The sequence below is a fragment of the Shouchella lonarensis genome (assembly GCF_900096965.1).
Taxonomy (GTDB): domain Bacteria; phylum Bacillota; class Bacilli; order Bacillales; family Bacillaceae_D; genus Shouchella; species Shouchella lonarensis.
This window is the reverse complement of sequence record NZ_FMYM01000004.1, coordinates 123265-135967: the sequence shown is the minus strand read 5'-3', so window position 1 is coordinate 135967 and position 12703 is coordinate 123265. Positions and strand designations below refer to the sequence as shown.

Sequence of the window (12703 nt, the reverse complement as noted above, 5' to 3'; positions counted from 1 at the left end):
GGAAAGCGAATGTATGTCGGATCATTTAAAATTCCAGATACTTATGTGGAAGCCCTACAATTAGCTGCTGATTTGGAAGAGGAAAGGGCGTATCTTGAGAAAGAAAATAAACGTCTCACTTTAGAATTAGCGAAGAAAGATCAAGTCATTCGTCATATGAGCCCGAAAGCTAGCTATTATGATTTGATTCTACAAACCAAGTCAGTTACGAGTATCAGTCAAATTGCAAAAGACTACAGTGTTAATGAAGAAACAATGAATCAGTGGCTTCACGAGCTAGGTGTGCAGTATGAGTATGACGGATGTTGGTTGCTCAATACCAAACACCAGAATCGAGGATACACACAAAATAAGATATACGCCACTGATGAGGGCAGTGTGGTGCATGCTTATTGGACACAAAAAGGACGAACGTTCATCTATGAGCGTTTGAAACAAGAAAAACAAATTGTACCGCTTATGGAAAGGAAGGCAGAATACCTTGTATGGAATCGGGAGGAATGTTTATGATGAATGAGTTGAAAGTGATCGCACAAGACGGTCAATTATTGGTGGATAGTCGGGATGTGGCAGAGATGGTAGACAAGAAGCATCACAATCTGTTACGTGACATCGATAAATACGTGGAAGTTTTAACAGATAGTACTGAACTCAAAATTGATTTCAGTGAGTTTTTCATCGAAGACTCATACCAAGATAAAACGGGACGAACATTGCCTTGTTATCTCTTGACTCGTGAAGGGTGCGATATGGTCGCAAACAAACTGACAGGAAAAAAAGGAATTGAGTTCACAGCCGCTTATGTCATCAAATTTAAAGAGATGGAAAAGCAACTAAAGGCAAGGGATGAAATCGATAAAACGCGCTCTGAGGTCTTGTATTTGGCGGCGCAGATGGCAGAAGAAAAAGAGCGTTTGGAATTAGAAAATGCAGAGATGAAGCCAAAAGCATCTTATTGCGATGCTGTTTTGAAAACGGAAGACGTGGTGAGCGTCACGGACATTGCAAAGGATTACGGCGTGGGAGCAGTAACGATGAATAAATGGCTCCACGAGTTAGGTGTGCAATACAAGCAAGGTGGACGATGGTTGCTTTATGCCAAATATCAGGATAAAGGGTACACGAAAAGTCAGACCGTTTTTATTAGCGAGGATAAGAGTAAGCTGCACACTTATTGGACACAAGCAGGGCGCATGTTTATTTATGAGCTGTTGAAACGGGAGAAAGGCGTAGTGCCGATGATGGAGCGAGAACAAACCGCGTGAATTGATTAAAAGACAATAGGAGGGGACAAACGATGAAGGTAACAATTGAAGCACCAGAAATCGTAAATGCAATTGAAAAATTGGTTGGGGAATTGAAGAAGGTGAGCACTCCTACAGTAGAAGAAACCAAAGAGCCTGCCACAGAACCAAAACAGATCAGCTTGGATGATGACATTCGGCCATTATTGGGACAGGCTGTAGCCGATGGAAAGAAAGCTAAAGTGAAAGAGCTGTTGACCGCGTTTGACGTGAAAAAAGCGTCCGAGCTGTCCGCAGATCAACTTGAATCCTTTTACAACAAAGCGAGTACCGAGCTATGACGCAACATGCCACCAGAGCACATGCCAAGTTGAGCGCTTCCGGCGCTCATCGTTGGATGGTATGTACGCCGTCCGCAAATCTGGAAGATAAAATTGAGGATAGAGCCAGCAATTTTGCTTTAGAAGGAACCGCGGCACATGAGTTGTCCGAGATTTATTTGCAGAGGAAGTTTGACAAGATCAGCAAGTATGAGTTTGCAAAGAAACATCACGATTTTACAGAACATACCTCGTTTTACAACCAGGACATGGAGAAATACGTGAAATCATACGTGGATTTTGTCTATGAGCGATTTAATGAGATGGACAAACCACACAAGCTCGTTTTATTGGAGGATCGGCTTGATTTTAGCCGATGGGTGCCAGGTGGTTTTGGCACAGGGGACGTATTGATCGTCGCAGAGGGTGCAATAGAAGTGATTGATCTGAAATATGGAAAGGGCGTACGGGTCGATGCGCACAAAAACACACAGATGATGCTGTATGCGCTTGGGGCGCTTGATGCTTACGATATGATCTATGACATCAATACAGTGCGTATGACGATTGTACAACCCCGATTGGATCACATCAGCGAGTATGGGCTGTCGGCGGAAGAGTTGTATGCTTGGGCGGATCATATGGTTAAACCTCTTGCAAAAAAGGCACATGTGGGCGGTGGGGAGTTAGTGGCGGGGAAGCATTGCCGATTTTGCAAAGTAAAACCGACGTGTGAGGCATGGGATATGTACCGTAGGAAATCTGCCAAGGAAGATTTTGATGTACTTACAAACTAATTTGAGAGGATGTTTTCACATGACAACAACAAAAACAAACAACACAAAAGTAATCACGGGGAAAGTACGCTTAAGCTATGCTCGACTTTTTGAGCCGTATGCGATGGAGGAAGGACAGAAAGAAAAATATAGCGTTTCTCTTTTAATCCCTAAATCAGATAAGAAAACGATCAAAGCAATTAAAGAAGCGATTGAAGCCGCGAAGGAAAACGCAAAGAATGAAAAATTTGGTGGGAAAATCCCTGCAAACTTACGTACACCGTTACGGGACGGTGACGAGGAGCGACCGGAAAAAGAAGAATACCAAGGCCATTATTTTATCAATGCAAGCAGCGTGTCACGTCCGCAAGTTGTGGATCGCACTATGGCACCGATCACAGAACCAGATGACTTGTATAGTGGTTGCTATGCACGAGCATCTATCAACTTTTACGCTTATAACGTTAGTGGAAATCGTGGAATTGCGGCAGGACTAAATAACATCCAGAAGTGGGCAGACGGGGAACGTTTGGGAGGTAAGTCAAGCGCATTTGAAGATTTTGACGAGCTAGAGGAAGAAATGGAAGACTTGCTTGGTTAAAGAATGACAACAAAAGGGGCTGGAACGCATGGCCCCTTTTGTAATCAAGAATTGGAGGATGCCCATGACAACACTTAGTATCGACATTGAGACATATTCAAGCGTGGACTTACCTAAGCAAGGTTTGTACAAATACGCCGAAGCTACAGATTTTGAAGTATTGTTATTTGCTTATGCATTTGACAACGAAGATGTGCGGATTATTGATTTTGCGCAAGGAGAGCAGTTGCCGGAAGAAGTATTGAAGGCTTTAACGGATGAATCGATCATCAAGACCGCATTTAACGCGCAATTTGAGCGGATTTGCTTGCAGTCATATTTAGGGATCAACCTACCGATCCAGCAGTGGCGGTGTACGCAAGTCCATGCGTTAACATTAGGGCTTCCAATCCATCTAGCAGGTGTGGCGAGTACATTAAAGATGGATGCGCAAAAAGACCGTGCAGGTAAAGCACTCATTGCATATTTTTCTATTCCTTGTAAGCCAACCAAAGTCAATGGGGGACGCACAAGAAATCTACCTGAACATGATTCTGAAAAGTGGGATAAATTTAAAGCGTATTGTGTGCAAGACGTGATAGTAGAGCGTGAAATCCGTAAAAAACTTGCAGCGTTTCCGGTTAATGAATTTGAGAACGAACTTTACGTACTCGATCAGCACATTAATGATCGCGGAGTTTTAATCGACGCGGATTTAATGGAAAATGCCATTGAGCTAGATGAACGGTACAAACAAGGTGTACTAGATGAGCTCCAAGTGCTCACGAATCTTGAGAATCCAAATAGTGTCTCGCAGTTAAAGAAATGGATCAACGAGCAAGGAACGGAAGTAGAGACGTTGAATAAAGAGTCGGTCGCGACGTTACTAAAAGAGACAAGCAACAATGATGTAAAACGTGCGCTAAGACTACGCACACTACTCGCGAAGACGTCAATATCAAAATATAAGGCTATGGCAAGGGGCCAGTGCAAGGACGGCCGTCTACGAGGGATTTTACAGTTCTACGGCGCAAACCGTACGGGGCGTTGGGCTGGAAGGTTCGTACAGGTGCAGAATCTGCCTAGGGGTACGATGAGCGGTAAAAACGTGGGCATTGCCCGCAAGATTCTTAAAGCAGGGGAGTTGGAGGGCTTGCAGATGGTCTATGACAACGTTCCTGATGTATTAAGTAGCTTGATACGAACCGCGTTTATTCCAGAGAAGGGGAGAAGGTTGCTAGTCTCTGACTTTAGCGCGATCGAGGCGAGGGTGATCGCTTGGCTTGCGGATGAGGAGTGGCGGGTAGACGTATTTAAAACTCACGGAAAAATCTATGAAGCATCGGCATCCGCAATGTTTAATGTGCCGATTGAGGAAGTAGACAAGGAGCTACGTCAAAAAGGGAAAGTGGCGGAGTTGGCACTGGGGTATCAGGGGAGTGTCGGCGCACTAAAAACGATGGGTGCACTCAAGATGGGGTTAAAGGAAGAAGAGCTACAACCCTTGGTGGACGCTTGGAGAGAAGCGAATCCGGCAATCAAACAATTTTGGTATGACGTAGAACGTGCAGCGATCAAAGCGGTACAGACAAAAGAGATTGTGAACGTGCAAGGGCTAACCTTCATGTGGGATAAAGCTACATTGTTTATTCGTCTTCCATCCGGCAGACGGCTTGCATATACACGGCCTAGGATTGAGCATGATACGACATTTAACAAGTCAGGATTGACGTATGAAGGCGCAGGAAACAGCGGCAAGACGGTAAGGCTTAGAACTTATGGCGGCAAATTAGTGGAGAACATCGTCCAAGCCGTCGCTCGTGATTGTCTAGCAGAAGCGATGATGAGATTGAAAGAACATGAAATTGTCATGCATGTGCATGATGAAGTAGTCATAGAAGCGCCAGAATCAACGAGCTTAGAAGAAGTGGAAGAGATCATGTCTCGTCCGATTGAGTGGGCGAAAGATTTACCGTTAGATGCGGACGGATTCGTGACGAATTACTATAAAAAAGATTAGATGGGGTCAGTGCTGTTGACCTCATAGAGTTGAGGGGAGAGACGCAATGACAATCAAACATGATCGGCAGTTGATGCTTGCAGTAGGACAGAGTCGATTTGAAACAACATGGAAGAATAAGAGCTTTACATGGCTAGAGCTGGTCACAAAGTTATCCCAGACCACACGTACACCAGAGACGATGGTCGAATATAAGAAAATGTCTCGAAAGCAACAAGGACAGACAAAAGACATTGGCGGTTTTGTTGGTGGATCGCTTAAGAAATCGGGTCGTCGGAAAGCAGACAATGTGAAAGAGCGGTATTTGATCACACTGGATGCGGACCATTTGAATCAAAACGATCCGATTGTAAGCATGATAGACGATTTTTTTAATCATGCCATAGTTATCTACAGCACACACTCACATACGCAAGAGAAGCCGCGCTTACGACTTGTCATTCCGCTTGCTCGTCCGGTAACAGCGGATGAATACACGCCGCTTGCACGCCGAGTGGCGGCTGATCTAGGGATTAATAAATTCGATGATACGACGTATGAAGCGCACAGACTGATGTATTGGCCGAGCACACCACAAGACGGGGAATACTTTTTTAAGGTCAAGGACGCACCTTTCATCGATCCTGACGACGTGTTGGCGCGTTATAACAATTGGCGCGATTCGGCGGAATGGCCGGAGTCGGATCGTAGACAGACCGTTGTTAAGAGACTGGCCGCGAAGCAAGGTGATCCTCATACTAAACCAGGATTGATCGGAGCATTCTGCCGGACATATACGATCACAGAAGCGATCTATACGATGTTAGGTGATGTATATGAATCGGCTGGGAACGGTCGCTACACGTATCAAAACGGGAGCACGACAGGAGGCTTGGTTTTGTATGACAACGATACATTTGCGTATTCCCATCATGCAACCGATCCGATTAGCGGAAGGCTGGTCAACGCGTTTGATCTTGTGCGTATTCATAAGTTTGGTGCACAAGATGATGACGCGGAACCAGGCACGCCAGTTGTGAAACTGCCCTCATTTATGGCAATGATCGAGTTAGCGCAGAAAGATGAGAACGTGAAGCGACAACTGGCGCAAGAAAAAATTATTGAGGTTTCAGAGGAATTTGGTGAAGTGCCCCAGGATGAAGACGATACAGAATGGACGAAGAAACTTTCTTATAGCAAAAAGGGAATTCTGTTGAACACGGCACCGAATATTCAGCTTATACTACAGAATCATCCAGAGTTAAAAGGAAAAATTGGGTACAACCAATTTGCTAACAGGCATATGGTGTTGGGAGATTTACCGTGGAGGAAACTTGATGTTGGTGATACTTGGCAAGATCGTGATGATGCAAGTCTGGAAAATTTCATGGAACGGTATTATGGAATTACAGGTTCGCGTAAAATATTCAATGCTTTTTCAGAAGCGAGTCATGAAAATGGATTCCATCCGATACGGGATTACCTGTCCTCGCTAGTGTGGGATAACGTCCCGCGCTTAGATGCGCTTCTGGTAGATTACTTAGGAGCAGAAGACACAGAGTACGTTCGTGCAGTGACACGAAAGGCCTTTACCGCGGCTGTAGCACGTATCTATGAGCCTGGGATCAAATTTGATAATGTGCTTGTGATGGTAGGTGCGCAAGGAGTAGGAAAGAGCCATCTTATTAAGAAAATGGGTAAGGACTGGTATAGTGACTCTTTCAGTACAGTGCTTGGAAAAGAAGCAATGGAACAAATTCAGGGGTTTTGGATCATCGAGATGGCGGAATTAAGCGCAATGCGTAAGGCAGATGTAGAGCCGATCAAGCAGTTTATTAGTAAGCAAGAGGATGCGTTCCGCGTGGCGTACGGACGGCAAGTATCGATTTTTAAACGGCAATGCGTCTTTTTTGGCACGACGAACGACATCAGTTTTTTGCGAGATAAAACGGGAAACAGGCGCTTTTGGCCGGTTGTAGTGGATAAAGCAAAAGCGACTAAAAGCTCTTTCAAAGACTTGACAGATGATGAGATCGGGCAGGTGTGGGCGGAAGCCGTGCAGCGGTATAAAGGCAAGGAGCCGCTCATCTTAGAGGGAGAAGTGGCTGATCGCGCGCAAGAAGCGCAAGAGTTGCATATGGAAGAAAATGATCTCTTCGGTTTGATACAAGAATTTCTGGAGTATCCCGTGCCGGAGAATTGGCATGAAAAAAACATTCAAAGCCGTAAAGAGTATTTCCATAGTGAGCAAATACAGGCTAGTGGTCAACCGCGGGAGCGAATTTGTGCGATGGAAATATGGGCAGAGCTTCTTCAAGGCGATCCCAAGCAATTTACACCGATAAAGAGTAGAGAAATCAACGACGTTTTGAAACGAATCCCTGGGTGGAAACCGCACTCGACAGGGAGAGGGCGCCTTCGATTCGGTAAAGAATATGGAACTCAAAAGGCTTTTATTAGGGAGAAATAGGGTCGCGTGTTCATATTTTTATGGACACGCCATGGTCACAGCAATAGGGCGGTATGGACAGAATTTTCTGTAATATGTACCTATGTCAAGGATACACGGTCACGCCCTTTGGACACGCTTATTTCCTTTGGTACACAAGGGATAAAGAACCATTGTGTTCATGTGATCATACTTTATATATAGAGTATGAAATATAGAATATATAGAGTATATATAATATGTATTACTCTATATATTCTATAAATACTATGTTTGAAAAAGTAATAGGGAAATCATGGTCATGAGCACGCATGCAAAAAAACAGCAGGAGATGGAGCAAACATATGAGAGAATCAAGATTAGAAAAAATACTCAAACATAGAGTGGAAGCACAAGGCGGCAAAACTTTGAAATTTGTGTCTCCAGGCACGGCAGGTGTGCCAGATCGGTTGGTCATTTTGCCTGCCGGCAGGATTGTTTTTGCGGAAGTCAAAGCGCCAGGTATGAAGCTACGAGCCTTGCAGGTGAAGAGGAAGCAACAACTGGAGCAGTTAGGCTGTCAGGTGTATGTCGTGGATTCCATAGAGTCGATTGATCGACTGCTAAAAGAGGTGAGCCCATGAATTTTACACCTCACTTATACCAGACACATGCAACTCGCCATATCATAGAACATAGGGCAGCAGCGCTTCTGCTTGACATGGGCTTAGGCAAGACAGTAGCAACATTAACCGCGATTAGTGATCTGATGCACGACTACTACGACGTAGCTAAAGTATTGGTGATCGCGCCAAAAAGAGTCGCTGAAGATACATGGAGCAGAGAAGCTGAAAAGTGGGATCATACGCGGTACCTTAGGATCAGCAAGGTTCTAGGAAGCCAGAAAGAACGCCTGAAAGCGTTAGAACAAGACGCACACATCTACATCATCAACCGAGAGAATGTCGAGTGGCTGGTGGATCATTATAAAACCAAGTGGCCATTTGACATGGTCGTAATTGATGAGCTATCTAGCTTTAAATCAAGTAAATCAAAGCGATTCCGAGCACTACGAAAAGTACGGCCATATATTGATCGTGTCGTAGGATTGACGGGCACACCCGCACCCAATGGCTTGTTAGACCTTTGGCCGCAGATGTATTTGCTAGACAAAGGCGAGCGATTAGGACGCACGTTGACTGCTTATCGAGACAAATATTTCATACCAGGCGCACGGAAAGGGCACATCGTCTATAACTGGAATCTAAAACACGGAGCAGAAAAGAAAATCTACGAGCGTATAGGAGACATTGCAATCTCCATGAAGGCTAAAGACCATTTGAAACTACCAGAACGAGTGGATAATGTTGTGCCTGTACGAATGGATCATGAGACGCGGAAGAGGTACAAGCAGTTGGAACGGGATTACTTGCTCCCCTTTGCAGGAGAGGCAGACGTTGTTGCTGATACGGCAGCGGTATTATCTAACAAACTCGTGCAGCTAGCAAACGGAGCCGTGTACAACGAGAATGACGAAGTGCAAGAGTTACATAGCCTAAAGCTCGATGCGCTGGAAGAGATACAGGAACAAGGCAAGCCTATCTTAGTATTTTACAAGTACAAGCACGATTTAGAGCGCATTAAGGCGCGGTTTAAGCAAGTGCGTACATTAGACAAGCCCAAAGATATTGAGGACTGGAACGCCGGCAAGATTGAGATGCTGCTTGCGCATCCGGCAAGTGCTGGACACGGGCTGAATCTACAGGACGGAGGAAGCACTGTAGTCTGGTTTGGGCTGACATGGTCGTTAGAGGAATACCAGCAAGCCAATGCACGACTGCACCGTCAAGGACAAAAGCAAACGGTGGTCGTGCATCATCTAGTGACACAAGGCACAATTGATCAAGACATTATGACTGCATTAGACAGAAAAGCCAACGGGCAGAATGCACTGCTTGATGCAGTGAAGGCAAGATTAGAGAGAATACAAACGGAGGGGACAAGTGATGAGCACAACGAGAATTGTCATCAGGAACTATAACGAGGTTATGAAAGAAATTAGCATCATCGAGGACTTAATTGCCGTGACAAAGAAGGAACGCGATGATTGGTGGGAGGGCGGCAGGTTATATAAGCTCGTGCCGCTCGACAACGCTGCATGGCGCGTGGACAGGCTCAATGAGCGATTGAGCGAGATGTATCAAGTCCTTGAAGAGTTGGAATACAAGCGAAAAGAGATTGAGTATAAGTTGAGCAGGCTAGGTGGATTGGAATATCAGGTTGCATACAAACGGTATGTAGAGGGCAAGCCACTCAAGGCGATTGCGCGTGAATTGTGTTACTCACTGGAGCGCATCAAGCAAGTGAGCGCGAAAATTAATCGGCAAAAAGTATAGGCATTATACCCCCGTTACACCTTCAACGTGATATAGTGATAGTATGGAATAATAGCGAGGTGGAAAATTAATCGAGCATTATACCCCGATTACACCTGAAACCTGTCATAATGGTAGTATGGATTATACCGCGCACATACGGCGCTTGATAAAATATAAATACAAGCATCTGTCCCAACTGGGGCGGGTGCTTTTTGTGTTGGCAGAAATTGCACAAACCTATGATGAACTTCTCCTACGAGCTGAAAGGCGCAATACTGTAGGCGTTTTGTGAGTAGTGACGTAGCTAGTGCACTGGCTTTGCGTTGACAAGGGAGGACGGGTTGTTATGTTTACATACATTGAGCTTTTTGCAGGAATCGGAGGGTTCCGGCAAGCGTTAGACAAGGCTAACGGCAAGTGTGTCTTTGCATCGGAAATAGATAAATTTGCAAGAAAGTCTTATACAGCGCTATACGGGGATGAGCACCTGCACGGAGACATTACAAAGATTGATGCGCAAGACGTTCCAGACCATGACTTGCTAGTCGGCGGATTCCCATGCCAAGCCTTTTCCGTCGCAGGTAATCGCTTAGGTTTTGAAGATACGAGAGGGACGCTATTCTTTGAGATTGTCAGGATTGCCAAGGAGAAGCGACCAAAGGCAATGCTGTTAGAAAACGTGAAAGGTTTGTTAGGGCACGATGGGGGAAAAACGATGGAAACAATGATTCTAGCGCTAAATGACATTGGCTACACAGTCGATTTCACGATACTGAATTCAAAGCACTTTGGTGTACCGCAACATAGAGAGCGTGTGTTTATTGTGGCTTTACGGGATGATCTAGTTGATCACGAACCCTGGCTAGTGAAGGGAACTAACCGACTAGCCAAGAGCAAGCGACAGCTTGGAAAGATCGAAGGGCTCAAAACGTTTAACTTTGATTATCCGACTGGTCAAGAAGGCTCGGCGCGGTTACGGGACATATTGGAGGAAGACGTCGGGTCTGAATATGACATCAGCGAAAAGAGCAAGCAAGCCTTGATCGAGAAATTAAGAAAACGGGAGGGATAACTTATGGAGGTAAGAGCCGTAGCATCACCTAGGGTTCCGACACGCAATCTAACTAGGCATTTCAAGAATAACGACGAAGCAGCGTTTACTCTTACGAGGCGAGATCATCACGGTGTAGCTATTGGCGTTTATCCAAATTACTATATTAGACGGTTCACACCGCTGGAATGTTGGCGGCTGCAAGGATTTCCTGATGCAGCGCATGAAACGGTTAAAAATGCAGGCGTGTCTGAAACGCAGCGATATTTCCAAGCAGGTAATGCAGTGACAGTGAATGTGATTGATGCGATTGTGCCTGCTTTGAGAAAGTATGTGGCGTGATGGGTTGTTTGGATTTAAGGTGTTTGTGGCTATTGGCAGGCACTTATCGTTTGTGGTAGGTGCTTTTCATATATAGTGCGTATTGATGTACATGAATTTATGAATTTGTTAGACTGTAGGTAACAGAGTAAGGTTTTTAAGAAATGGACGGTGTGATATGTATAATTTTTTGAAGGGTACCGTATTCGGCCCCGTGTTCGGCATCCTAATCGGTACTGCATATGTATGGATAGTTATACACAGGATGCAGATGATATTGCATCGACATAAACGGTTTTCTGATACACGGGCTGAAACATACGACGAAGTGTATAGTAGCCTTGTGGAGATACAGCTTAATATCATTGATTTACTAGAGAATCCTTTCACACTGCCGTATGGATTCTGGGACAAACCGGAAGCTCATAAGCACTATTATGACAGTTTAAATCAAGAAGAACAGGAAGCATTTGAAAATGCTAAGAAAAAAGGATTAAGAATCAAAAAGCATTGGGAAGAAAAAGCAATTAATTTCCTCATGGAAGAGCGTTATGTACAGATTAGGCGGTCTTTGGAAGCAAGAAAAAGAGAACGTAAGATGTACGTTTTACGGTACGGTGGAAAAGTGGGCAATACAGTAGATGAGTCTTTGGAAAGTCTAACGGATTGGGTTGGAACATGTTACGAGTTAAAGAAAGGAAATATTTTGTTGAAAAAGCAATTAGAACCGGAAAACGTGAGTGAAAAAGAAAAAGAGCTTATTGAAGACCAAAAGAGTCAAAGAGAAAAGGTTGAAAAACTCTTCGAAAAACTAGAGTGTCGTATGCGCAATGCATAAAAACAGGGTTGCACTACGGTGTGGCTCTGTTTTTATGTGTTTTTATCTCAGGGAGAAAGTAGTGTGTGTTGATGATGTACATAGTGGCATAGCTTTGCTAGAATCATTAGTAGGGGGTGATATCATGAGTGAAAGAATCAATCTTTTGCAGGGCTTAAGGTACCCAACGCCTGAAGAGTTTCGTAAATTAGGGGTAGCGTTAGCTGATTCCTGGGAACAAATAAGGTTTGAAGAAATTGGGGATAGGCACGAGGAAGATTTTTTTGATATGTTTCGTAACATAGAGTTAGGGAACTTGTATAGAGAATTTAATGGAAGGGTTTTTAATACTGAAGTAGCCTATAAACTAGTTGTATTTTTCTACAACAGAGGAATACCTGATGAGCCATGGTTTCAATCTCCAGGTAAAGATGGAAGAAGTACTGATTATTTTCCCCGATTTACGGAGGATGTTCATTTTGTAAATCATTTTTGGTTTTATCATTACGCGGATAGTTTCTATTCGCAGTTTCAAGGGATCGTAGACTTTTTATACCATGTTATAAAAGTCAAATATGATTTTGATGTGAAAAAGAACATAGGTTTGCAGAGAGTGATTTCTTTTAAGTTGGAAGAAGTGGAACCTGAATTGGAGAAGGTGCTACAAGATTATCGAAAAAAAAACAGTCTATAAAGACCTAAAGAGATACAGAAACGATATCATTCACAATTCTAAACCCGGTGACATAACAGGGATGATGAAAAAGTCTAAAACTAAAGGCATTACCT

At 44.2% G+C, this 12703-nt stretch carries 14 protein-coding genes; all 14 read left to right on the top strand.

Annotated elements, in window-relative coordinates:
• Positions 1-9 precede the first annotated feature (9 nt).
• Complete coding sequence (locus BLT29_RS05200; RefSeq protein WP_176763820.1) at positions 10-510, top strand: phage antirepressor KilAC domain-containing protein; 501 nt, start codon at positions 10-12, stop codon at positions 508-510.
• Entirely contained in the window at positions 507-1265 is a 759-nt protein-coding gene (locus BLT29_RS05195) for a phage antirepressor KilAC domain-containing protein (protein WP_245701096.1), read from the top strand. Before BLT29_RS05200 ends, BLT29_RS05195 begins: the two co-directional genes overlap by 4 nt.
• A gap of 32 nt (positions 1266-1297) precedes the next feature.
• On the top strand, positions 1298-1585 hold the full coding sequence (locus BLT29_RS05190) for a hypothetical protein (protein WP_090775265.1): 288 nt from the start codon (positions 1298-1300) through the stop codon (positions 1583-1585).
• On the top strand, positions 1582-2361 hold the full coding sequence (locus tag BLT29_RS05185) for a DUF2800 domain-containing protein (RefSeq protein WP_090775264.1): 780 nt from the start codon (positions 1582-1584) through the stop codon (positions 2359-2361). Before BLT29_RS05190 ends, BLT29_RS05185 begins: the two co-directional genes overlap by 4 nt.
• Before the next feature lie 19 nt (positions 2362-2380).
• Complete coding sequence (locus BLT29_RS05180; RefSeq protein WP_090775263.1) at positions 2381-2941, top strand: DUF2815 family protein; 561 nt, start codon at positions 2381-2383, stop codon at positions 2939-2941.
• A gap of 64 nt (positions 2942-3005) precedes the next feature.
• On the top strand, positions 3006-4940 hold the full coding sequence (locus BLT29_RS05175; RefSeq protein ID WP_090775380.1) for a DNA polymerase: 1935 nt from the start codon (positions 3006-3008) through the stop codon (positions 4938-4940).
• Between the two features lie 46 nt (positions 4941-4986).
• Positions 4987-7389, top strand: coding sequence for a virulence-associated E family protein (locus tag BLT29_RS05170; RefSeq protein ID WP_176763819.1), 2403 nt, complete (start codon positions 4987-4989; stop codon positions 7387-7389).
• 386 nt (positions 7390-7775) lie between these two features.
• Positions 7776-7991: a VRR-NUC domain-containing protein gene (locus BLT29_RS05165; RefSeq protein WP_367576282.1), complete on the top strand. Its 216-nt coding sequence runs from the start codon at positions 7776-7778 to the stop codon at positions 7989-7991.
• Positions 7988-9388 (top strand): SNF2-related protein, encoded by a 1401-nt coding sequence (locus BLT29_RS05160; RefSeq protein WP_090775261.1) that lies wholly within the window; start codon positions 7988-7990, stop codon positions 9386-9388. Before BLT29_RS05165 ends, BLT29_RS05160 begins: the two co-directional genes overlap by 4 nt.
• Positions 9354-9743 (top strand): SH3 domain-containing protein, encoded by a 390-nt coding sequence (locus tag BLT29_RS05155; RefSeq protein ID WP_090775260.1) that lies wholly within the window; start codon positions 9354-9356, stop codon positions 9741-9743. The genes BLT29_RS05160 and BLT29_RS05155 overlap by 35 nt, the downstream gene beginning before the upstream one ends.
• A gap of 328 nt (positions 9744-10071) precedes the next feature.
• The gene (dcm, locus tag BLT29_RS05150; RefSeq protein ID WP_090775259.1) at positions 10072-10797 is read left to right on the top strand and encodes a DNA (cytosine-5-)-methyltransferase; all 726 of its coding nucleotides are present in this window, start codon (positions 10072-10074) and stop codon (positions 10795-10797) included.
• Positions 10798-10800: 3 nt separating this feature from the next.
• Positions 10801-11118 (top strand): DNA cytosine methyltransferase, encoded by a 318-nt coding sequence (locus BLT29_RS13630; protein WP_090775258.1) that lies wholly within the window; start codon positions 10801-10803, stop codon positions 11116-11118.
• A gap of 256 nt (positions 11119-11374) precedes the next feature.
• The gene (locus BLT29_RS05140; protein WP_090775257.1) at positions 11375-11935 is read left to right on the top strand and encodes a hypothetical protein; all 561 of its coding nucleotides are present in this window, start codon (positions 11375-11377) and stop codon (positions 11933-11935) included.
• 124 nt (positions 11936-12059) lie between these two features.
• On the top strand, positions 12060-12608 hold the full coding sequence (locus tag BLT29_RS05135) for a Cthe_2314 family HEPN domain-containing protein (RefSeq protein WP_141769854.1): 549 nt from the start codon (positions 12060-12062) through the stop codon (positions 12606-12608).
• The last annotated feature ends 95 nt before the right edge of the window (positions 12609-12703 follow it).

Excerpts from the sequence above, each read along its gene's own strand:
- BLT29_RS05185 (WP_090775264.1), top strand. The coding sequence starts at position 1,582 with ATGACGCAACATGCCACCAGAGCACATGCCAAGTTGAGCGCTTCCGGC.
- BLT29_RS05180 (WP_090775263.1), top strand. The coding sequence starts at position 2,381 with ATGACAACAACAAAAACAAACAACACAAAAGTAATCACGGGGAAAGTA.
- BLT29_RS05155 (WP_090775260.1), top strand. The coding sequence starts at position 9,354 with ATGAGCACAACGAGAATTGTCATCAGGAACTATAACGAGGTTATGAAA.
- BLT29_RS05175 (WP_090775380.1), top strand. The coding sequence starts at position 3,006 with ATGACAACACTTAGTATCGACATTGAGACATATTCAAGCGTGGACTTA.
- BLT29_RS05190 (WP_090775265.1), top strand. The coding sequence starts at position 1,298 with ATGAAGGTAACAATTGAAGCACCAGAAATCGTAAATGCAATTGAAAAA.
- dcm (WP_090775259.1), top strand. The coding sequence starts at position 10,072 with ATGTTTACATACATTGAGCTTTTTGCAGGAATCGGAGGGTTCCGGCAA.
- BLT29_RS05195 (WP_245701096.1), top strand. The coding sequence starts at position 507 with ATGATGAATGAGTTGAAAGTGATCGCACAAGACGGTCAATTATTGGTG.
- BLT29_RS13630 (WP_090775258.1), top strand. The coding sequence starts at position 10,801 with ATGGAGGTAAGAGCCGTAGCATCACCTAGGGTTCCGACACGCAATCTA.
- BLT29_RS05170 (WP_176763819.1), top strand. The coding sequence starts at position 4,987 with ATGACAATCAAACATGATCGGCAGTTGATGCTTGCAGTAGGACAGAGT.
- BLT29_RS05160 (WP_090775261.1), top strand. The coding sequence starts at position 7,988 with ATGAATTTTACACCTCACTTATACCAGACACATGCAACTCGCCATATC.
- BLT29_RS05200 (WP_176763820.1), top strand. The coding sequence starts at position 10 with ATGTATGTCGGATCATTTAAAATTCCAGATACTTATGTGGAAGCCCTA.
- BLT29_RS05135 (WP_141769854.1), top strand. The coding sequence starts at position 12,060 with ATGAGTGAAAGAATCAATCTTTTGCAGGGCTTAAGGTACCCAACGCCT.